The sequence below is a fragment of the Nitrospina sp. 32_T5 genome, assembly GCF_052156635.1.
Classification (GTDB): Bacteria; Nitrospinota; Nitrospinia; order Nitrospinales; family Nitrospinaceae; genus Nitrospina.
The window spans coordinates 212168-232458 of the sequence record NZ_JBQKUO010000004.1; the positions used below are offsets into that span (position 1 = coordinate 212168).

General features: G+C 54.9%; 21 protein-coding genes and 1 tRNA gene. 9 read left to right on the forward strand and 13 right to left on the reverse strand.

Going from position 1 to position 20291, the window contains the following annotated elements; translation table 11 throughout:
* Positions 1-40: 40 nt before the first annotated feature.
* From ACTRW9_RS12275 to rpsF, 4 genes are read right to left on the reverse strand one after another with little or no spacing between them, the layout of a single operon-like run.
* Positions 41-1027, reverse strand: coding sequence for a DUF2232 domain-containing protein (locus tag ACTRW9_RS12275; protein ID WP_442429574.1), 987 nt, complete (start codon positions 1025-1027; stop codon positions 41-43).
* 3 nt (positions 1028-1030) lie between these two features.
* Positions 1031-1267, reverse strand: a complete 237-nt coding sequence (gene rpsR / locus ACTRW9_RS12280; protein WP_442425296.1) for a 30S ribosomal protein S18 — start codon at positions 1265-1267, stop codon at positions 1031-1033.
* Positions 1268-1312: 45 nt separating this feature from the next.
* A complete protein-coding gene (locus ACTRW9_RS12285) occupies positions 1313-1717 on the reverse strand; it encodes a single-stranded DNA-binding protein (RefSeq protein ID WP_442425295.1) in 405 nt (134 codons plus the stop codon).
* A gap of 45 nt (positions 1718-1762) precedes the next feature.
* Positions 1763-2170: a 30S ribosomal protein S6 gene (rpsF, locus tag ACTRW9_RS12290; protein WP_442429575.1), complete on the reverse strand. Its 408-nt coding sequence runs from the start codon at positions 2168-2170 to the stop codon at positions 1763-1765.
* A gap of 140 nt (positions 2171-2310) precedes the next feature.
* Here rpsF and ACTRW9_RS12295 point away from each other — a divergent pair, with 140 nt between their 5' ends.
* Positions 2311-3459: an FG-GAP repeat domain-containing protein gene (locus ACTRW9_RS12295; RefSeq protein WP_442429576.1), complete on the forward strand. Its 1149-nt coding sequence runs from the start codon at positions 2311-2313 to the stop codon at positions 3457-3459.
* A 10-nt stretch (positions 3460-3469) separates the two neighbouring features.
* Here ACTRW9_RS12295 and ACTRW9_RS12300 read toward each other — a convergent pair whose 3' ends face one another.
* A complete protein-coding gene (locus ACTRW9_RS12300) occupies positions 3470-5614 on the reverse strand; it encodes an ABC transporter substrate-binding protein (RefSeq protein WP_442429577.1) in 2145 nt (714 codons plus the stop codon).
* A 341-nt stretch (positions 5615-5955) separates the two neighbouring features.
* Between ACTRW9_RS12300 and ACTRW9_RS12305 the strand changes: the two genes are divergently transcribed.
* From ACTRW9_RS12305 to ACTRW9_RS12315, 3 genes are all read left to right on the forward strand, one after another.
* Positions 5956-6462: a class I SAM-dependent methyltransferase gene (locus tag ACTRW9_RS12305; protein WP_442429578.1), complete on the forward strand. Its 507-nt coding sequence runs from the start codon at positions 5956-5958 to the stop codon at positions 6460-6462.
* Positions 6463-6637: 175 nt separating this feature from the next.
* Positions 6638-6714, forward strand: a tRNA-Met gene (locus ACTRW9_RS12310).
* A 491-nt stretch (positions 6715-7205) separates the two neighbouring features.
* Complete coding sequence (locus tag ACTRW9_RS12315; RefSeq protein WP_442425290.1) at positions 7206-7550, forward strand: YfhL family 4Fe-4S dicluster ferredoxin; 345 nt, start codon at positions 7206-7208, stop codon at positions 7548-7550.
* A gap of 345 nt (positions 7551-7895) precedes the next feature.
* Here ACTRW9_RS12315 and hspQ read toward each other — a convergent pair whose 3' ends face one another.
* Positions 7896-8138, reverse strand: a complete 243-nt coding sequence (hspQ, locus tag ACTRW9_RS12320; RefSeq protein WP_442425289.1) for a heat shock protein HspQ — start codon at positions 8136-8138, stop codon at positions 7896-7898.
* Positions 8139-8287: 149 nt separating this feature from the next.
* Positions 8288-9130, reverse strand: coding sequence for an HDOD domain-containing protein (locus tag ACTRW9_RS12325; protein WP_005009834.1), 843 nt, complete (start codon positions 9128-9130; stop codon positions 8288-8290).
* A gap of 160 nt (positions 9131-9290) precedes the next feature.
* Between ACTRW9_RS12325 and ACTRW9_RS12330 the strand changes: the two genes are divergently transcribed.
* Positions 9291-9506 carry a hypothetical protein gene (locus tag ACTRW9_RS12330; protein ID WP_442425288.1) on the forward strand — a complete coding sequence of 72 codons (216 nt, stop codon included), beginning with the start codon at positions 9291-9293 and terminating at the stop codon, positions 9504-9506.
* A gap of 54 nt (positions 9507-9560) precedes the next feature.
* Here ACTRW9_RS12330 and msrP read toward each other — a convergent pair whose 3' ends face one another.
* Positions 9561-10547: a protein-methionine-sulfoxide reductase catalytic subunit MsrP gene (gene msrP / locus ACTRW9_RS12335; protein WP_442429579.1), complete on the reverse strand. Its 987-nt coding sequence runs from the start codon at positions 10545-10547 to the stop codon at positions 9561-9563.
* 172 nt (positions 10548-10719) lie between these two features.
* Between msrP and ACTRW9_RS12340 the strand changes: the two genes are divergently transcribed.
* The 3 genes from ACTRW9_RS12340 (at position 10720) to ACTRW9_RS12350 (ending at position 13101) form a co-directional block, all read left to right on the forward strand.
* A complete protein-coding gene (locus tag ACTRW9_RS12340) occupies positions 10720-11268 on the forward strand; it encodes a hypothetical protein (protein ID WP_442425286.1) in 549 nt (182 codons plus the stop codon).
* A gap of 180 nt (positions 11269-11448) precedes the next feature.
* A complete protein-coding gene (locus ACTRW9_RS12345; protein WP_442425285.1) occupies positions 11449-12033 on the forward strand; it encodes a LemA family protein in 585 nt (194 codons plus the stop codon).
* 234 nt (positions 12034-12267) lie between these two features.
* Positions 12268-13101, forward strand: coding sequence for a hypothetical protein (locus ACTRW9_RS12350; protein WP_442429580.1), 834 nt, complete (start codon positions 12268-12270; stop codon positions 13099-13101).
* Between the two features lie 46 nt (positions 13102-13147).
* Here ACTRW9_RS12350 and lgt read toward each other — a convergent pair whose 3' ends face one another.
* The 5 genes from lgt to ACTRW9_RS12375 are packed head-to-tail and all read right to left on the reverse strand — an operon-like array spanning position 13148 to position 18936.
* Positions 13148-13918, reverse strand: a complete 771-nt coding sequence (lgt, locus tag ACTRW9_RS12355) for a prolipoprotein diacylglyceryl transferase (RefSeq protein ID WP_442429581.1) — start codon at positions 13916-13918, stop codon at positions 13148-13150.
* 14 nt (positions 13919-13932) lie between these two features.
* On the reverse strand, positions 13933-14451 hold the full coding sequence (gene lspA / locus ACTRW9_RS12360) for a signal peptidase II (protein WP_442429582.1): 519 nt from the start codon (positions 14449-14451) through the stop codon (positions 13933-13935).
* A gap of 7 nt (positions 14452-14458) precedes the next feature.
* Positions 14459-17251, reverse strand: coding sequence for an isoleucine--tRNA ligase (gene ileS, locus ACTRW9_RS12365; RefSeq protein WP_442429673.1), 2793 nt, complete (start codon positions 17249-17251; stop codon positions 14459-14461).
* A 23-nt stretch (positions 17252-17274) separates the two neighbouring features.
* Positions 17275-18264 (reverse strand): tryptophan--tRNA ligase, encoded by a 990-nt coding sequence (gene trpS, locus ACTRW9_RS12370; protein ID WP_442425281.1) that lies wholly within the window; start codon positions 18262-18264, stop codon positions 17275-17277.
* A 21-nt stretch (positions 18265-18285) separates the two neighbouring features.
* Positions 18286-18936, reverse strand: coding sequence for a site-2 protease family protein (locus ACTRW9_RS12375; RefSeq protein ID WP_442425280.1), 651 nt, complete (start codon positions 18934-18936; stop codon positions 18286-18288).
* 342 nt (positions 18937-19278) lie between these two features.
* On the opposite strand from ACTRW9_RS12375, the gene ACTRW9_RS12380 reads away from it, so the two are divergent.
* Positions 19279-20277, forward strand: coding sequence for a P-loop NTPase (locus tag ACTRW9_RS12380; protein WP_442429583.1), 999 nt, complete (start codon positions 19279-19281; stop codon positions 20275-20277).
* Positions 20278-20291 lie beyond the last annotated feature (14 nt).

A 20291-nucleotide genomic window follows, 5' to 3' on the forward strand; every position in this document is an offset into this window, starting at 1 on the left:
AATAACAAATTTGCACTACAGATTTCGGTTTCAAATGGTCTCATCCCAGCGGCCCGATGTCGTCGTCCTCATCGGATTCCGGTTCCGGCAGTGGGGTGCGGATTTTTCGGAAATCCACCCAGATGTCGAACAACCCCAGTCCACCGACCAGCCCGATCAACAGCGGCTGGGTGAAAATCAGCAAAAAAGCCAGGTACCAGAAAAACTTCGGGATGCTTTTCTCTTTCAATATATGCAGGAAGATGGCCAGTCCCTGCAAAAAATACAGCCCGCCCAGCACAATGAACAAATTCAGTCCCAGTGCCTGCAGGTACCCCTCTCCCAGAACCGCGCATCCGGTACCGATGATGAAGAACCAGACCCAGTTGTCCGGGATCATCAGCCGGGTGAGATCGGCATTTTCAAACAGCCCGCCCAGCCTGTAAAACCGGAGCCACACCCAGCGCACCGCCAGGTAATTGAGCGTGGTGGCGAACAGCGAACCGATCGCCAGCAATGCCGGGAACGACAGCGCGAACATGTGGACCACCCGGTCGGCCATCTCCTCCAGCATCTGTTTGTTTTCCGGTTTTCCGTCCGACCCTTCGAGGGACTTGATGTACTGGTCCGCACCCTTCCGGAATTCCTGCTCGAACAGCTGGGTCAGAGACAACTCCTGGCCCGCAGAGATCACGAGGATCATCATTGCCGACAGGGCGATCGATCCCAGCGCCGCAAACAGCACACTGCGCTGAAAGGGGAAACCCAGCCGCACCGTCTCACCGAGAATGGCCGCGACCACGGCGTATTCCGTGACGAACAGGATCGCCTGCTTCATCCCCATCATCATCAGCACCGCGACGAACACAAGCGCGATGGAGACCAGCCCCACCTGTTTGCCGTAACGCAGGTAAATGAGGATCAGTGGCACCGGTACAAAAATGCCTCCAACCACACCCAGCGGCGGCACCAGGGTTCCCAGGAGCAGAATGACCAGCAGAATCCCGAAGGGCAGGAACAGATCCCTGGGTGTCAGCGGGTCATTCACAAATCAATGCTCGACCGTGAACGGTAACAGCGCGATATTGCGCGCCCGCTTGATGGCGGTGGTCAGTTGTCGCTGGTGCCGGGCACAGTTGCCAGAGATGCGGGACGGCACGATCTTGCCCCGCTCCGAGATCAGCGGCTTCAACAGTTTGATGTCGTAGAAGTCGATGTGCTGGATTTTCTCGGCGCAGAACCGACAGATTTTCTGTGAAAAGAATGCGCGTTTTTTTGGTTTGTTCATGATTTTCTGGCTACCTTTGTTTTCAATTTATTCGAATGTCGTTGTTCAGAACGGGATATCGTCTTTCACACCCATGCCGTCTTCTTCCTCATAGCTGTCCATGCTGCGGCCCCCGCCGCCGCCCGGTTTTCCAAGGAATTGCACGTTGTTGGCCACCACGTCCAGCTTGTTGCGCTTCTGGCCGTCATCCGTTTCCCAGGATCGGAACTGAAGGCGGCCTTCGATCATGACCTGGCTGCCCTTGCTGAGGTACTCGACGCAGTTTTCACCCTGCTTGCCCCAAACGGTGATGTCCACGAAGCAAACTTCTTCCTTGTTTTCGTTGCCGACCTTGTACCGGCGGTTGACCGCCAGGCCAAAGCTGGCAACGCCGGCTCCACTTGGGGTATAACGCAGTTCCGGGTCGCGGGTCAGGTTGCCCAACAGGAATACTTTATTCACACTGGCCATAGGTGATGTCCTTCCAAACGATTCAAGACGGTGCCGGCGTCCGGATCAGGATGCGGCTGGAGCGGCTTCCTTTTTGGGTTCCTTTTCCCCTTCCCCGCTGGATGCCTTGGACTCCTCGCCCTCTTCGCCGGATTCCGTTCCCCGGCTCATGGCCCGCTCGAGTTCCTTTTCATCAAGCACGATCACAAGAAACTTGATGAGCACATCCATCAGCTTGTACTCTTTTTCAAGAGCGGGAATTTCCCCGGCGCCGCAGGTGTGGTAAATATTGAGGTAATAACCGAATTTGTTCTTTTTGACTTTGTACGCGAGGCGTTTTTTGCCCCATTTTTCCAGCCTCAGCACTTCCCCGCTGTGTTTCTGGATGAGGGCGGTGATTTTTTCGACGGCCTGATCGACATGGCCTTCGTCGAGATCAGGTTTCAGAATCAGGACAGACTGATAGCTTCGCAATTGAGACCTCCTCATGAGTTATAGCCCCGGCGCGTCGGCCGGAGCGAGGATGTGGGTAAGATAAAATTTGGTAAATACTGTCACAACAAGGCCTTAAAAGCAAGGGGAAAACCCCCGTTTCCGGCCCCGGAGGGCACATCATGAAATGGACCGTTAACCGGATTGCCACCCTCTGGCTGGGCCTCATTCTGGGGTTGGTGGGTTTTTGGAGCGGCTGCGACCTTTCCCTGCCTGAACCTCCCCCCGATGCCCTCAGCCCGTACAACACGGTGAAAGTGGGCTGGGGACCTGTCTTTCTGGCTCACGGCGATCTCAACCGCGACGGCAACCAGGATCTCGTGGTGGCCAACTCCAAGGACCACACCCTCACCTTCCTGTTCGGCAGGGGCGACGGTACCTTCGAATCGCCCCAGACCCTCCAGGTGCCCGTGGAGCCGTCTCACATTGTCATCACCGACATCAACCATGACAATACGCCGGACCTGCTTTTCAACAGCGAAGGCGGCGAAGCGTTCCAGGTCCTTCTCGGCAAAGGCGGGGGGACATTTTATCCGATGCAGTCGGTGCCGACGGGTCCGGTTCCATTGGCTCTCATCGTCGGGGACTACAACGGCGACGGCCACAAGGACGTGGCGGTGACCCTGACATTCAGCAAACTGGAACTGCACTTCGGTACCGGGGACGGACGCTTCAAACGCGGAGAGACTTACGAGACCGGATCGCGCTCCAGCTCCGGGGTGTCGGGGGACTTCAACGACGACGGGATCGAGGACATCCTGCTGGCCGTGCAGTCCAGCAACGCCAGCTCCATCCGCATTTTCACCGGCAGTTCCGGCGGCACCTTCCGGCAAAGCGAGCGGATTGCCCAGGGACTGCGTTGTCTCACCCTGGTGAAAGAAGACATGAACGGGGACGGCCTGTATGACCTGGTCGCCACCTCCGCCAAGGGCGACAACCTGTATTACATTCCGATGGGCACCAACGGCAAGTTTGGCCGCCCGGTGTCCTTTTCAGGCGGCGGCGGACCCGTCTCCCTCGCCATCGGTGACTTCGATGGCGACCATCATAAAGACGTTGTGGTGGCCAATTCCAGGAGCAGTTCCTTTTCCCTGATCACGCGCCACCCGAACGGCGCGTTCCGCTTTCCGGTACGCGACTACGTCACCGGAGGCACGCCGCTGGCGATCATCAGCACCGATTTCAACAACGACGGGTTGGACGACGTCGCCGTTGTCAGCAACACGGAGGGGACGGTGGATATCTTTCTGGGGCGCGGCGTCATGAAATGAACACGGCATCTCACTGCGAGAAACTGGGAACCGCGGCGAGCTTGCGCCAGTCGTTGAAATGGTAATAGACCAGCCCGCCTTTCACCGGACGGATCTTTTTGTATTCCTCGCTGCCGTCGGGCTGTTTCTCGACAATGACGATTTTCTTGTCCAGCAGGAGCGTGGATTTTCCCGCAAACAAAAACGTGTAGGGTTGGTCAGCGGCAATGAGGCGGTGCAACCGGTGCGTCATCTGTTCCTGCACCTGCTGGTCGTACTCGCGGCGGATGGCGACGATCAGGCGATCGGCTTCGTCGTTTTTATAACCGACGAAGTTGAGCTGCCGCGGGTGCGTCTGGCTGGAATGCCACAGTTGATACAGGTCGGGATCGAATCCCATGCTCCATCCCAGGATCAGCGCATCGAACTTGAGCGCGTTGACGAAATCTTTCAGGAACACCGCCCATTCGAACAGCTGCGTGTTGCACTTGATGCCGAGCTTGCGCCAGTTGTTCTGCACGATGGTCATGATGTTTTTGCGGATGGGGTTGCCGTGATTGGTGATGAGGTTGAACTCGAACACCTTGCCATCCTTCTCCAGCCAGCCGTCGGCGTTTTTCCTCCAGCCCAGGCCATTCAATATTTTCAGCGCGCCTTCCGGGTCGTACGGAATCGGGTTCACCGATTCGTCATACCATTGCGTGCCTTTGGCAAACGGTCCCGTCACCCGCTCCGCCTGGTTGTACATGACGTGTTGGATGATCTTGTCCACGTCGATGGCCATGCCGAGAGCCTTCCGCACTTCGGGGTCGGCGAACAGCGGCTTTCGCAGGTTGTAACCGATGTAGGAGTAATTGTTGCCCACCGTGGAGATGCTGTGGAACTTGGGATCATCCTTCAGCCGGACCACCTGGTGCGGCTGGACGTTGTAGTTGTCCGCCGCTCCGGCATAGAACTCCATCTCCTGCGTGATGGCATCGGGGATGATGCGCATGACATACTCGCCATACTCCGGCGGGCCCTCCCAATAGTCGTCGTTGCGCGTCAGGCGAATCTCCACGTCCCCTTCCCAGTGTTCGAACTGGAACGGCCCGGTGCCGATGGGATGCCGGTTGAAAGCGCTGTCCCGCATGGACAGGTTTTTGATTTCCTCGGGGGTTTTCCCCGCCGCCTCCGCTTCTTTTTTGAGGACTTCCGCGTTCAACAGGTGCTCAGGCAAAATGCCCATCATCCAGGATGTGATGGCGGGTGAGAACAACCGCTTGTACACGAATTGAATTTCGTACGGACCCAGCACCTCGGCGGTTTTGACCGGTTCGTAATCTGAGGTTCGCGGTGAGGCGTTATTCGGGTTCATCAGCGCCCGGTAGGTGAACAGGACATCCCCGGAATCGAATTCATGTCCATCATGAAAACGAACTCCCTTCCTCAAGTTAAAACGGATGACAGGGTTGTGCTCCTTAACCGGCATGATTTCCGCGTGACGCCGTGCCAGCCGCTCCGCTTCTTTCGTATCACCCGCTTTCACAAAACGCTCGTGGGGGTACTCCGCGAACAGACTGTCGCCAAACAGTTTTTCCAGCGGGACGAAAAAATGCTGGTCCACGTTTTTCAATTGGAAGTGAATGCGCGCCGGTCGTTTGATCTGATAACGCACATCGGTCATTTTGGGGAATCCGTTTTTCATGACCGGATTGCCGTCCGCTCCCAGTTCCGGCAGGGAAAGCGCATCGTCGATACGCCGGGCGGGTTGAACGGTGACCGACTTGATGTTCTCCCACCACGCTTTTTTTTCTTTGGTGCTTTCGCGGATGAATTGAATCCAGTCTTGCGGCGTGTCGAGCGTTTGCCTTCCCACACGAAAACCGGGAAGGATCTGCAGGTAGGCGTTTTCAAATATAACCCAGTCCGTTGCCAGCCGGCCTCGCAGGTTGAGCTGGTCGTCGTAATCGATCAACCCGTCAAACACGAAGCCGTTGATACGACTGCTGGCCGTGTCGGCGCTGAGAATGGGGTTCAGGATTTCCGCGTCGCCGATCGATGTCTCGATGAACTGGCGCAGGCGTTCCGGGTTGCCGGCCGCCTGTTTGTCATAAGTGGGCACCCAGAAATACGACTGAAGCAGGAGGAGGACGACCAGCAGGGGAAGAAAAATTAGAATGCGTTTGGTCCACATGAGGCCGGCTCAAAGGAAGAATAAATATTCACAAATCCTTATCTTTACAATAATACACAGCGTCCGGAAATTTCAAAACCGGATTGTTTGTTGAGTGCTGGCTCGCGGTTTTCGTTTGGGTTGAAGGAACCCGCGCCCTCCCTGTAACGCCTTGCCTTTATCCTTGCCGGTGTTAAAATCCACCTGTGCTTGAATCGTCCTCCGCTCCAGAATGCCGGATTTGCCAGGCCCCCTCTCCCGAGTTTTACCGGGATGAACGGGTTTTCCATAAATGTCCCCAATGCTGGTACATCTTTACCAATCACCTGCCTTCAAACGAGCTGACTGAGGGGCATTACAAGATGCAATGGGACGATCAGACAGAGGATTTGTTCAAAAACCAGGCGGATGGAGTGTTACAGATTCTGCGAGAAATGGGCATCCCTCATCAACGTTTGCTTGATTTCGGATCGGGGTCGGGAGCGTTGACGCGGGAACTGCAAATCCGGGGCTACGATGTCACCGCTCTGGACCCGATGGAGCACGGCTTCCTGAAAGAGCAGAACTACCCTCGTCCCTTCGACGCGGTGGTTGCGGTGGAGGTCATAGAGCATTTGCCCAACCCTCTGGAAGAAATCCGCGAGATTGTGAACGTCATGGTTCCCGGAGGTGTGGCGGTATTTTCAACAGCGATGACCACGGAATTCGTCGAACGAGCGGACGCTACATCCCACTTCGGGAACTGGTGGTACAAGGATGATCCCACCCATATCGGGTTTTTCTGCGAGCGGACGGTTGCGGTGATAGGCGGCCTCGGTCAATACACAATGGGCGTTGTTGGCACTCAAATGTTCACGCTGCAAAAATGAGGGGTGGCTATTCCCGGATCTTTCTTATACAATGGCCGTTGAGTGCTTCCGAAATACAAAACCGGATCCCTGTGGTTCCCGCGCATACTGTCCGGCTTCCCACTTGACAAAGTTTAAGAATCGGTATATTCACTCAATACCCTCCGGTATTTTCCGGAGTGTCCTTTTGTATTATTGCGGGGTGGAGCAGTCCGGTAGCTCGTTGGGCTCATAACCCAAAGGTCGCAGGTTCAAATCCTGTCCCCGCTACCAAATAGAAAAGGAGCAAGGAAGGCTTCCTTGCTCCTTTATTTTTTACCCACCGGACCTTGAAAAATCACCGGGTTGGTTTCTGCATCTGAGTATGGGAACCGCCGGGTGTTTTTAGGGTGGGTGGAAATGAATGTAATTACCGGCCTGTTTCCAAACTTTGGGAAAAAGGGGCCATTTTTTGGGGCTTGACGGTCCCTTGAAATACTGATAACTTCCCATATCTAAAAACGTTATCAGTATTTTTCTGAGGAAGCCCAGTTGCGAAAGCAGGTTGGGGTGCTTCCTGTTTTTCGAATCCGGGGTTTCCCTGCAAAAAAATATATAAAAGGGATTGAAATTTCAATTTCAGCGGTTTAAGGTAAGGCCTGCGTTTCTGAAGTAAGCCCGAACCCACTGCCCAAACAGAAAATACTCAATTCCTCCTTTCACAGGGATTAATCTTCGGTTATAAATTTTTTCTATCTAACTAATTCATTAGAGGAAGACAGCCGATGGCAACAATCATTACTGATGAATGCATTAACTGCGGTGTGTGTGAGCCGGAATGCCCAAACGCCGCCATTGACGATGGTACCAAGGGAGGGATCGATTTCTACTACATCGATCCGGAACTGTGTACCGAATGCGTTGGTTTCCATGGTGAGGAAGCCTGCCAGGAAGTTTGCCCGGTAGACTGCTGCATCCCGGATCCGGACCGCCGTGAATCCGAAGAGCTTCTGCTTGATCGTGCTCAGCAGATCCACCCGGACCAGACGTTTCCGGCGCTCGACGAGTTGAGCGCAGAGACCTCCCTGTTCCGCAATCCGGACCGCAAAAACGCACATCTGGAACAGTAATCCAGCCGAAATTTAAGGCCCCTGCATCCCCAGATGCAGGGGCCATTTTTTTGCCTACAAGCCTTCGAACTCCATCCCAACCAAGTAACGAATCCCCCACCAGACATACCTCAAGACCTCCCGCAAGGACAGATAGCTCAGCCCCCCCAGCACAATCAAGACCACAGCAATCACCTGTTTTTTGCCGGGGGACGAGGTATCAATGAGAGTCCAGGGGAGATGATCCAGTACCAACCCCACCCCCACCCACACAAACAATGCCAGCAGGCCCAATGCAACAATCCAAAGAAATAATGAAGGAGAAGCGGGCAATGGCCCTCCCGGGCAGAGCGGGCCCCGAAGGGCCTAGTTGAAGACGTTCTTGTCCAATTCCAAGTGGCGTTCGGCCACATAGCGCAGGCTGTCCTCACCGTGCACTTTTATGTGATACCAGGGCTGGTTCTTCGGGGGGCGGCTGCGGGCCATTTTCTCGTACCACTCCTCTGAAAGCTGGAATTCCGGGTCGACACCGAGGACCACCCCGTAATAATCGTAAAGCTTGTGGTGGATCATCTGGCCGATGCAATATTTGGGTTGGGATTGTTTCATGGCGCTCCCCGGTCAGTGGATGGTTCTATTAAAAATATACTGAAAATCAAAGAGAGAGAAAAGGGCGGAATCACACTTGGAGGAGTTTGTATAAAAATCAAAAGGGGGCGTGAGCCCAGCCCACGCCCCCACTCAGCCCGTTCTAAAATTCAGATGAACATTTTGACAGTTTCATCGACCTCATTGGGGACTTCTTCACGGATTTTATCAATGACATCCTTCGGCACACCGGCATGCTTCGGCACATCGGGGAGCAATTGCGGCACGGCGGGCTCGCCACTGTTGCCGATCTTCAAAAAGTAAACCATGATGTCTGACATGTTGAGAATACAGCAATCCCGCCTCACTTCGGGGTCACTGACTTCAAGGGGGAAGTGGTGGTAAGTCACCATGTCCACAAGGCGCTGAGGAAGCTGCCATTCCATAAGCAACAGCTGGCAAACCTCGGCGTGGCTGAACCCGTATGTTTCCTTTTCCACGAGGAACAGGTGTTTTTTGGTTTCCCTGCACTGTTCCAGCACACCCTTTGCCACCTCGGTCTGCTGTTTGAGCGGAAGGAGGGTGCCGATGTCGTGCAACATCCCGGCCAGGTAAAAACGTTCCGGGTTCTCGATACCCACGGCTATTGCCATTTTACGCGCCGCAATGCCGGTGGCAATGCTGTGCATCCAGAACGTCTCCATGTTAATCAGGTCTCGCGGGATCCCTTTGAACTTGCTCACAACCACCGTTGCCAGAGCGAGGTCCATCAGTTGGTCTGTACCGATGATGTTGAGGGCATGGTCGATGGTTTCCACCGTAGAGGAAAAACCATAAAAGGGGCTGTTCACGATTTTCAGAAGGCGCGCTGTCAGTGCGGGGTCGGCACTGATGATCCGGGAATAATCATTAAAACTGCTCTCCGGATCGTCCATGGCCTGCTTCAATTGATAATACAAGACAGGCGGCGAGGCCGCCCAGGAACCGATCATGTCTTTGATTTTGGTCGCCAAGTCCCCCCCTTTTCGTTTTCAACGCAGGTTGAATTACGATATGGATGCTGTTAATTTGAACCACTAAACTTCGTATTATAATTATTCTGGTATCGATCCCCAAAAATTTCTTCACTCGACACTGAAATTACTGAACCCCGATCTCAGCAGGAACTAGGATATGGATAAACTGGAAGCCGTGCAACGGGTCCTCCGTTTCAGCAACACCATTCGTGAATGGTGTGAAAATGAGCATAAAGTCTATTTTGATGACTTCGACAACGAAAATGTGGAAAATTACGAACCCGGTGGTTTCGGCGAACTGGCCGACGCCATCATTGAAGACGGGGTCAACGAAAGCATCCTCGACGAAGAGGACCTCCGGGACTTCCAGTAGCCCCATCCCTTTCTGGCCCGGTTTCTGGTTTGATTTCGCCATCCCCTGCCCCGGTCAGGCGTAGAGGGAGGCCACCCACTTTCCATAGCCGTTGAACTTTTCGGTCGGATAAATATCGCCGGTGCCGATCATCTTCTCCTTCTTCTGAGACCAACGCGGGTGCGGAACCTCCGGGTCGACATTGGAAACGAACCCGTATTCGTGGGGAACCAGTGTATTCCAGAAGGTCGCCGGTTGTTTGCTCACAAGCTCGATTTTGACCACCGACTTGATACTTTTGTAACCGTACTTCCATGGCGTCACCAGCCGGATACCCGCTCCGTGCTGGTTGGGCAGCACATGACCGTACACCCCGGTAGCCATGATCGTCAATTCGTTCATCGCCTCGGCGATTGTCAGTCCCTCGGTGTAGGGCCATGGCAGGTGGCTCTGCTCCTGTCCCGGGGCCACTTGCGGATTGAGGAAACTGGTGAATTTCACAAACCGCGCCCCGGGTTTGGGATCGGCACGACGAATCAGTTCCCTTAACGGAAACCCATTCCACGGCACCACCATCGCCCACGTCTCCACGCAACGATGGCGGTAAACCCGTTCCTCCAGCGGCATGGTCTTGATGAGGTCATCCACATCATACGTTTTGGGATTGTTGACAAGACCGGAAACCTCCACCTGCCATGGGCGAGGCTTGAAAGCGTCGATCAATTTCCACACGCCTTCTTTCACCGAGGTGAATTCGTAAAAATTGTTGTACTGGAGCGCTACGGTCTCCTGGGTCATGGGCCGCGAAACGGTATAGGCCGGATTGCGTTTCAAACCAGGGATGGGAATGAAGTCGGTTTGGAGCTTTCGATCGGGCTCACCCAGAAGGCGGTCCAGCCAGTTGGACTGCGCCTGCGCAGTGCCGGGAAAAATGGCTCCGCCAACCATCAGACCGGCGGCCGCCATCGCCTGGAGAAAATCGCGGCGATTGAAAAACAGGGTTTGCGGAGTGATGCTTCGGGAATTTTCATTCCAGTCGGGGGGTATATACAAGTGGCTCATAATCGCTCCTTTTGTGGCGTCCGGGTGGACCGCAGCGTCTCCCCTTTGCTCATTATATCCGCTCAAACCAAGAAAATCCTTGAGAGTTTAGGTGGATTCGCATACATTGTTTTGGCTTGCGGAAACCGGTCCAAATCGGTTTCCACCTCTTTTTCTTGCCCTTTGGTCGTTTATGAAGCCGGAAGATTTCACATTATTCAGTGGGGGTGTGAAAGGCGCGGAGGCGGAGTTCGGTGCCAATGCCGAACGCCTCGGCCTGGAGGAAGTGCATTTCACTTTTGAGGGCCACAAGATCGTCCGAAAACGCGGGACGCGCTTCCTCACCCAGGAGGAACTCAAACACGGTGACGTCAGCCTGGTTTACGTCTCCAAACTCATGCACCGCAAGTACACGGACGGCCCCCTGTTTCGGAAAGTCCTGCAAAGCATCTGGCACATGGTCAACCACGCGGGCGAAGTGTTCGTGGTGGGCCATATCCTTGAAGACAAAACGGTGAAAGGCGGCACCGGCTGGGGCGCCGAACTGGCCAAGCTGTTCAACAAACCACTCTATGTGTTCGATCAGGACCAGGAACAGTGGTTCAAATGGACGGGGGACGCCTGGAAGAAAGCAACCCCGAAAATTCGGGATAAAAATTTTGCCGGAACGGGCACCCGTTTTTTAAACGCCGCAGGCAAGAAGGCCATCGCCGACCTGTTCGACCTTTCCTTTTCCAAATAAATAGCGGTTTTTCCGCCATTCCCCTCCCTCTCATCACGTATTTGTTTCCGGCAGCTCCAGACACATCGTATATTTTTTCCCCAATTATTTGATTTACCATCCCCCTTCCCTTAACCTGAAAACACGGAAGGAATCCTTTCCATTTCCCATTTCATTATCAAAATTAATCGGAGGGGTGGAATGTCAACGACCACAATCGTGATTTTGGGAATCCTGGGTTTCGGCCTGCTGGGGATCATCGGTTACTTCATCATGATCTACAACGGCCTCATTTCCCTTAAGGAAAACATCAAGAAATCCTGGGCCAACATCGATGTCATCCTGAAGCAGCGTTACGACGAAATCCCGAAACTGATTTCTGTCTGCGAAAGCTACGCCCAGTTCGAAAAAGGCATGCTCGACCGCCTGCTGAAAGCGCGCGAACGCTATGTCCGCGCGGATGGAGTGAAAGCAAAATCCAAGGCCAGCAACCAGATCAGCGAGGCGCTTCGCAGTGTTTTTGCCCTGGCTGAAAATTATCCCGAGCTCAAGGCCAACGAGAATTTCATGCAATTGCAGAATCGCATTTCGCACCTGGAGGAAACCCTGGCCGACCGACGCGAGTTTTTCAACGACAGCGTCAACAACTACAACATCCGCATCCAGCAAATCCCGGATGTGTTCGTGGCCGGCATGCTGAATTACCGGCAGGAAGAGATGTTTGAAGTGGCCGAAGAGGAACGCCGCGACGTAAAGGTCAACATCAAGCTCCCCAGTTTTGATTGAAAATTTTAACCATCATTTGGAGGATGAGGGGTGTCCAGTCTTTCCGGGGATGAACTGGAAATCATTGTAATTTGTATATTGGGAGCCGCTATCGGGTTATACCTTTTTTGCACTGGTTTTCGGGAGTTGAAAGTCAAGCGGACCATTCAAAACACACCTACTTCGAAGATAAATACCGGTGCGGTTGGAACTAATGTCGAGGTCAAAGGCCGAGTCATCGCCGAAAAAGACAAGTTGGTCCGCGGGCCTATCAGCGGCAAACCCTGCGCCATTTACCACATTGAAATCCAAAAATGGGACAAGGACGGGGAAGCCGATTCGCGCCCCAGTTCCATTTCTTTCGATCCTTTGAAAAAGCATACCTGGAGACGTGGCCGGTGGGTGACCATTGGCAGCTATTTTTCTGATGACGGGTTTTATATCGACGACGACAGCGGTGCCAACGCCATGGTTTTGGTGGAAGGGGCGAAAGTACACCGGGACGGTGACACAGTAAACTATGAATGCTCCTCCCACCAATTTTCAGGTATGGATGCGGAGTTGTACCAGTCCTTAAAAAAAAGCAGAAAAAAAATAGGGTCATTCAAATTAAAGGACACTACCTACCTGTTTTCCAAAGATTACCATTTCCGGGAATGGTGTTTTGTTCCCGGTGAAGAGTTGTATGTTTTGGGTTACGCTTCTTCCAATCTAAAAGCCCTTCGTCCCAAAAAACCCGGTGCGCGTTTTTTCGTGGAAGCAAAGAAAATGATCCGCAAAAATAAGGATCTGCAGAATAAGCTGGATTCCAACAGGGATGGCAAACTGGATTACTACGAACTGGAACGAGGCGCACAGTTGCTTGCAAAAAAGCTTGCGACCAAATACAGCGAAAAGAAGCTGGAGGAACTGGCCTCCAAAACCAAAATGGTTTTTAAAAAAGAATACAACTACCCCTTTGTGATCAGCAACCGCCACGAAGAAGACCTGGTCTCGCATGTTGGAAAGATGGCCGCTCTGAAAATCTGGGGCGGACCCGCCCTGGTGATTGGCTGCACCATTTATTTTTTTACTTCATTTTTCCATTAAAATGCCAGTCAAGTCGATCCTGGTCGCTCGCTATTCTCATTCCGCTTCACAGGGGTTTTGCAACCTGACCACGCCTTTTGGCCCAAAGCACCAGCGACAACCCGAATATGAATATCCCGATGAATTGCGAGGTGGACAGCATCTCCGGAACCGCGTAGCCGCGGTCGTCGCCGCGGTAAAACTCGATGATGAAGCGGCCGATGGAATACAGGATTCCGTAGGTGAGGAGCACCTGTCCGTCAAAGCGTTTCTTCTTCTGCACCCACAGCAGGACGAAAAAAATGACGAGCGCATTGAGTGACAGGTATATCTGAGTGGGGTGAAGCGGCACATTGAGCGGTGCCAGGGAATCCAGGTTGGTGAACGTGATGGCCCACGGCGCGTCGGTGCGCACGCCGTAACAGCACCCCGCGAAAAAACATCCCCAGCGGCCGATGGCCTGCCCGATGGCGATCGAAGGCGCCAGCACATCCGCCGTTTTCCAGAAAGGCAGATCGAACTTGCGCATGAAGTACCACGCCGTCGCCACCGCCGCCATCAATCCACCGTAATACACGAGCCCCCCCTTCCAGAACTTCAACATCTCCAGGGGATTCGAGGCAAAGTAGCGGTACTCGACGATCACGTACAACAACCGCCCACCCAGAATGGATGCGATCAGCAGGTAAAAACACAGATCAAGGATTCGACCGGAATCGAGCCCTTCCTTTTGCCCCTGACGGGCCGCCAGAACGATGCCGACGAAGAAACCCGTCGCCACCAGCAGGCCGTAGGTGAAGATTTTGACAATACCAAACTCAAGCAGAATGGGATGCACGTGAGCTCTCCCTGTCAGGCAGATTCAGAGGTGGGGTCCTCTTGCCGTTTTTGCGGTGCGGTTCCATCCTTGATTATATCAATGAACATGAACAGCACGCCAATGGTAATGCAGGAATCCGCCACGTTGAAGGCGGGCCAGTGGTAACTTCCAAAATGAAAATCGAGAAAATCGATCACTTCCTTGTACAAAATGCGGTCGATGAGGTTGCCGATAGCCCCGGCAAAAATCAGGATCAGGCCCCGGAGCGCGATTTTTTTATGACTCGGGGTTTCGTGAAAGAACACCAGAATGGCGATGATGGCGATCCCGGAAAAGATGATGAACAGAGTCGCCTTCATTTCCAACTCGCTTTCGGCGAACAGGCCAAACGCCACCCCCGGGTTGCGGATGTGCGTCAAATTGAAAAAGTTGTCGATGATGCGGATCGACATGTTCTGCGGAATGTGCAGAGCCACGAGGTACTTCGTGAACTGATCGAGGATGATCAGAATGTTGGAAATCAAAAACAGCTGAAGGTATTTGTTCTTCAAAAGAAACTCAGGCTTTGGCGGCTTCCAGATGGGTCGCGCACCGTTGACAGATTCCGGGATGGTCTCCGGATGCTTCGGCCTCGACAAAATAGTTCCAGCAACGTTCGCATTTCTTTCCGGGAGCCGGTTTGACCCCGATCTTCAACCCCTCGATCACATCGCTCTGGTAGGCGTCGCCATCCAGTTGCGGAACCATCTCGACCTCTGACACGATAAAAATATATTTGAGCGATTCACGTTCGCTTTCCAGCAACGGCTGCATGGATTCAGGCGCAGCGAGGGAGACCGAAGCGTCCAGCGAATGCCCGATTACCTTTTCCCGGCGGCGCAACTCCAGTGCCTTGCTGACTTCGCCCTTGAGCTCCTTGATGCGCTCCCACTTGGTAGCCAGTTCGTCGGAAAATGTGACGCCGGACAGATCCGGGAACACGCTCAGGTGAACGCTTTCCGTTTTACTGCCGTCGTCGGGCATGTACTTCCACACCTCATCGGCGGTAAAACTCAGGATCGGCGCCATCATCTGCGCCATGCCCTTCAACAGATCGTATATGGCTGTCTGACCCGACCGGCGACCCTGCGAGGTTTTTGGGTAGGTGTAAATCCGGTCTTTCAGGATGTCCAGGTAGAACGCGCTCAGGTCCACGATGCAGAAGTTGTAAAACGTGTGGTAGAACACGTGGAACTCGTACCCCTCGAACGCTTTCTGAATGCGTTCGTTCACCTTCTTGAAGCGGTGCAGGATGTAGTGATCGATCTCCTCCATCTCGCCGACGGGCACACGGTCGGTTTTCGGATCGAAGTCGCTCAGGTTACCGAGCAGAAACCGGAACGTGTTGCGGATTTTCCGGTAGGCCTCGGTAAGCCTCTTTAAAATTTCGTGGGAGATGCGGATATCCTCGCGGTAGTTCTCCGACGCCACCCACAATCGCAGGATTTCCGCGCCGTACTGGTCGATGATCTTCTGCGGGGCGATGACATTGCCCGCCGACTTCGACATCTTCTTGCCCTTGCCGTCCACCACGTAACCGTGCGTGAGAACGGTTTTGTACGGAGCCGCACCGCGCGTGGCCACGGCTTCCAGCAGGGAACTGTGGAACCAGCCACGATGCTGGTCACTGCCTTCCAGATACAGGTCGGCCGGCCATTGCAGGTTCGGGTCCGGTTCCAGCACCGCCGCGTGGCTGACGCCGGAGTCGAACCACACATCCAGAATATCCATTTCCTTTTTGAACTCGGCAGACCCGCAGGCGCACTTTGTACCCGCAGGCAGGAGGTCCTTCACGTCTTTCTCGAACCAGCAGTCCGCGCCTTCTTTTTCCACCGCCTCAATGACGGGTTCGTAAACCGCCATGTCGGCGAGCGTGGTGTCGCACTGCACACAGGTGAACACCGTGATCGGTACACCCCACGCGCGCTGACGCGACACGCACCAGTCCGGACGATTCTCGATCATGCCGTAAATGCGGTCGCGTCCCCAGTGCGGCACCCAACGGGTCTTGTCAATCTCCGCCAGCGCTTTCTGGCGCAAGCCCTTGTCGTCCATCGAAATGAACCACTGCGCCGTGGCGCGGAAGATAATCGGCGTGCGGCACCGCCAGCAGTGCGGGTAAGAATGATCGACCCGGTCCTGGCGGATCAGCTTGCCCAGTTCTTCCAGCTTCTTGATGATCTCCGGGTTGGCCTTCATCACGAACTGACCGCCGAAAAACTCGACCTCCTGTTTGAACACGCCGCCGTCGTCCACCGGGTTGTATGTGTCGAGCCCGTACTTGAGGCCGACGATGTAGTCCTCCTGACCGTGCCCCGGTGCGGTGTGAACGCAACCTGTTCCCTGCTCCAGCGTGACGTGGTCGCCCAGGATCACCGGCGACTCGCGGTCGATGAACGGGTGTTGGCAGACGACGCCTTCCAGTTCCTTGCCCGCGCATTTACCGAGGACTTTGTAATCGGTGACGTCCCATTCGAGGATCAGAGCCGAGAGCCGCTCCGCCGCCACGACGTACTGCTCGCCCGCGATCTCAACGGCGGTGTACTCGAAGTCCGGGTGCAGGCACACGGCGAGGTTGGCGGGAAGCGTCCATGGCGTGGTGGTCCAGATAACGAACGATGCCTTCTTCGCATCCACGCCTTCGATCTGGTTGTTCCACCCCGACTTCACAGCAAATTTTACGTAGATGGACGGAGAATTGTGATCGGCGTACTCGACTTCCGCCTCGGCCAGAGCCGTACGGCAGTGCGTGCACCAGTGCACAGGCTTCAGTCCCTTGTACACCATGCCGGATTCGAGGAATTTCAGAAACTCGCGGACGATGGTGCCTTCGTAGCCGAAGCTCATGGTGAGGTACGGTTTGTCCCAGTCGGCGAACACGCCCAGCCGCTTGAACTCTTCCTTCTGCACCTCCACGAAACGCGCGGCGTACTCCCGGCACAGCTTGCGTACTTCATTCTTAGCCAGGTCCTGTTTTTTGCTTTTGAGCTCCTTGCCAACCTGGTGCTCGATGGGCAGGCCGTGGCAGTCCCAGCCCGGCACGAAGGTCGCGTCGAATCCTTTCATCGTCATGATGCGCACGATGAAATCCTTCAGCACCTTGTTGAGCGCGTGGCCCATGTGGATGTGGCCATTGGCGTAGGGCGGGCCGTCGTGGAAGACGTATTTCGGGCGGCCCTTCGACGCCTCGCGGATACGCTGGTAAATGTCCTCCGCCTCCCATGCCGCCAGCACTTCCGGCTCCCTCTGCACGAGGTTGGCCTTCATGGGGAAATCCGTTTGCGGCAGGTTCAGGGTGTCCTTGTAATCCATTTTCGTGTCGCCGTTTTCCGTCTTCATTTCAGTTTCATCGCTTCCTTCACTTTTCGCATGGTGTTTTGCGCCACCTTGCGGGCACGCTCGGTGCCTTCATCTAGAATTTCATCCACTTCCTTCGGTTTGGCCACCAGCTCCGCCCGCCGCTCCATGAGGGGACGCATCCCCGCCAGCATGGACTCCGCCAGCAGGGCCTTGCAGTCGCCGCACCCGATGCCCGCCGTCCGGCAGTTCTCATCGACGTACGCCTGCTTCTCCTCCGACGAGAACAGCTTGTGAAACGGGAACAGGTTGCACACGTCCGGATCGCCGGGATCGTTGCGCCGCAGCCGTTGCGGGTCGGTGAGCATGGACTGGATTTTCTTGGTGATCTCCTTTTCCGAGTCGGACAGGTAGATGGCATTATTGTAGCTTTTGCTCATCTTCCTGCCGTCGATTCCGTTCAGCTTCGGCACCTCACTGATCTTCGCTTCCGGTTCGATCAACACCTTCTTTTTATAGAAATGCTGGAAGCGACGCACGATCTCGCGCGACAGCTCCAGGTGCGGCGCCTGGTCGATGCCCACCGGCACGAAGTGCGCGTTGTACAGCACGATGTCCGCCGTCTGCAGTACCGGGTAACCGAGGAAGCCGTAGGAACTCATGTCCACGGTCTTCACTTCCTGCTGCTTTTCTTTATAAGTGGGATTGCGCTCCAGCCACGACACCGGCACGATCATCGATAAAATCAGGTGCAGTTCCGCATGCTCCGGAATGCGCGACTGCACGAACAGCGTGCACTTTTCCGGATCCAGTCCCGCCGCCAGCCAGTCGATCGCCACCTCGCGCGTGAACCTGGGGATCTCGCCGGGGCTTTCATGCAGCGTGGTCAGCGAATGCCAGTCGGCGATGAAGTAAAAGCACTCGTAATCGTCCTGCAGGGACACCCAGTTTTTCAACGCGCCGAAGTAATTGCCCAGGTGAAGCAGGCCGGAAGGCTGCATGCCGCTCAAAATGCGTTTTTTCGACATCAATCGGAAATTTGATAAGGATTAAAGGAAGCGAATGATCTGTTTTACATAGGGAAACGCCTCTTGGGTAAAAAACTCTACCATAAACCCCATGGGGAGTCTAAGAATACCCAAAATTATCCCGGTCTGTGCAAAATAATCCAAAAGGAAGATGCCGAGCAGGACGAATCCGCTGTAGCGGTCGAACACCGCCAGCTTCGCCGCCATCTCCTGCGAGACCAGGCCCTTGAGCACGCTGGCGCCGTCCAGCGGAAAGATGGGCAGGAGGTTGAAGATCGCCAGCGCCACATTGATGTAGAGCGCGTAGCACAGCATGGCGAACAGAAACAGGTTCTGCTCCGGCGGCGTGACACGCACCAGGAACCCGAAAATGAGGGCGAGGATCAGGTTGGACGCCGGACCCGCCGCCGCCACGTACATCATGTCGCGGTGCGGGTTCTCGAAATTACGTCCATTTACGGGCACCGGCTTGGCCCAGCCGAAACCGAGGAAGTAGAAGCAGATGACGCCGAAGAAGTCCAGGTGCTTGATGGGATTGAAGGTGAGCCGGCCCAGCCGCTTCGCCGTGTTGTCACCCAGAATGTAGGCCACCCGGCCGTGGGAGTATTCATGCACCGTCAACGAAAACAGGATGATGACGGTAAAAAACAGGTAAAACTGCAAGCTTTCCAAGAAATTACCTCGAGTGGCAAAGGACTGCCGGGAATTCTCCCGGCCGGCGGGGGAACGATCCGGTAGGAGTTTGACCCAAATACGCGTAATTGCGCTCTTAACTGAATTTTAGCTCATTTAAATCCCCCTTCTCAAATTTTATACAGCTTGCGTGTTTCTTCACATAAATTGCGTCCCTGTCCTCAAGCCTTTGGGTTTTTGGCCGTTATGAGAAGGGCGGCGGGTCACATTCGGTTGAATTCACTCTGCCGTTGCGTGACAATGAAACGATCCGCATTCACGAAACATCGGGACGCCCCGGCCCGCCCGGCGTGGGTCGGCAAGCCCTTTTAACGAAAGCAGGTGAGCGTTTTGTCCACGAAGCATTCCAGTCAAATCATCGCCGTCGGCGGCGGCAAGGGCGGCGTCGGCAAAAGCGTGATCGCCACCAACCTGGCGGTGGCCATGGCGCTCACCGGGCAGAAGGTGGTGCTGGTGGACGGCGACTTCGGCGCCTCCAATCTGCACGCGCTGGTGGGCATCAGCAATCCGCGCTACGGCTTCCGCGACTTCTTCGTGCACGACGGCATTGAGGACGACCCCTCTCCCCTGCTTCAGGAAACCGGACTGGTGAACCTGAAATTCCTGAGCACGTCAGGCAGCCTGCCGGGCAGTGCGGACATCAACCAGAAACACCAGAACCGGGTCATCAACGTACTACGCAACCTGAAAGCGGATGCGGTGTGCATCGACCTCGGTCCGGGTACGGGATTCCACACGGTGGACTTCTTCAACCTCGCCGACCGGCAGGTGGTGGTGTCCACGCCGGAGATGACATCCATCACCAACACGTTCAATTACATCAAGTCGGTGCTGTTCCGCCGCATCAGCCAGGAGTTCAAGGCCAACGCCGAAATCCAGCACGCACTCGATTTCTCCAGGAACCCGGAGGTGAGCGAGGACTGTTTCGAGATCGACCAGCTTCGCGCCAAAATCAAGCAGACCGACCCGGATTCGCTGGAAGCGGTCAACGACATCATCCGCACCTTCTCTCCGGGACTGGTCATCAACCGCGTGCGCGGCAAACGCGACATCATGGTAGGCGACACCCTCTGCAAACTCGTCAAGAAATACCTCGACGTGGACGCAAAATACCTGGGCTACGTGGTGGACAGCGAAGAGGTGCGCGATTCCATCGATGACATGGTGCCCTTCCTCGTTAAAGACCCGGCCAGCAAGCCCTCGGAAAACATCCGCCAGGTAATGAGCAACCTGACCCACACAGACCTGCACATGGTCAAGAAAAACGGCTCGATGTTCGTGTCGCTCGAGATCAAGCTGAAATCCGGTTGGGACCGCTGAGGACCGGCTCTCTT

Excerpts from the sequence above, each read along its gene's own strand:
- rpsR (WP_442425296.1), bottom strand. The coding sequence starts at position 1,267 with ATGAACAAACCAAAAAAACGCGCATTCTTTTCACAGAAAATCTGTCGG.
- ACTRW9_RS12285 (WP_442425295.1), bottom strand. The coding sequence starts at position 1,717 with ATGGCCAGTGTGAATAAAGTATTCCTGTTGGGCAACCTGACCCGCGAC.
- ACTRW9_RS12295 (WP_442429576.1), top strand. The coding sequence starts at position 2,311 with ATGAAATGGACCGTTAACCGGATTGCCACCCTCTGGCTGGGCCTCATT.
- ACTRW9_RS12300 (WP_442429577.1), bottom strand. The coding sequence starts at position 5,614 with ATGTGGACCAAACGCATTCTAATTTTTCTTCCCCTGCTGGTCGTCCTC.
- ACTRW9_RS12305 (WP_442429578.1), top strand. The coding sequence starts at position 5,956 with ATGCAATGGGACGATCAGACAGAGGATTTGTTCAAAAACCAGGCGGAT.
- ACTRW9_RS12315 (WP_442425290.1), top strand. The coding sequence starts at position 7,206 with ATGGCAACAATCATTACTGATGAATGCATTAACTGCGGTGTGTGTGAG.
- hspQ (WP_442425289.1), bottom strand. The coding sequence starts at position 8,138 with ATGAAACAATCCCAACCCAAATATTGCATCGGCCAGATGATCCACCAC.
- ACTRW9_RS12330 (WP_442425288.1), top strand. The coding sequence starts at position 9,291 with ATGGATAAACTGGAAGCCGTGCAACGGGTCCTCCGTTTCAGCAACACC.
- msrP (WP_442429579.1), bottom strand. The coding sequence starts at position 10,547 with ATGAGCCACTTGTATATACCCCCCGACTGGAATGAAAATTCCCGAAGC.
- ACTRW9_RS12340 (WP_442425286.1), top strand. The coding sequence starts at position 10,720 with ATGAAGCCGGAAGATTTCACATTATTCAGTGGGGGTGTGAAAGGCGCG.
- ACTRW9_RS12345 (WP_442425285.1), top strand. The coding sequence starts at position 11,449 with ATGTCAACGACCACAATCGTGATTTTGGGAATCCTGGGTTTCGGCCTG.
- ileS (WP_442429673.1), bottom strand. The coding sequence starts at position 17,251 with ATGGATTACAAGGACACCCTGAACCTGCCGCAAACGGATTTCCCCATG.
- trpS (WP_442425281.1), bottom strand. The coding sequence starts at position 18,264 with ATGTCGAAAAAACGCATTTTGAGCGGCATGCAGCCTTCCGGCCTGCTT.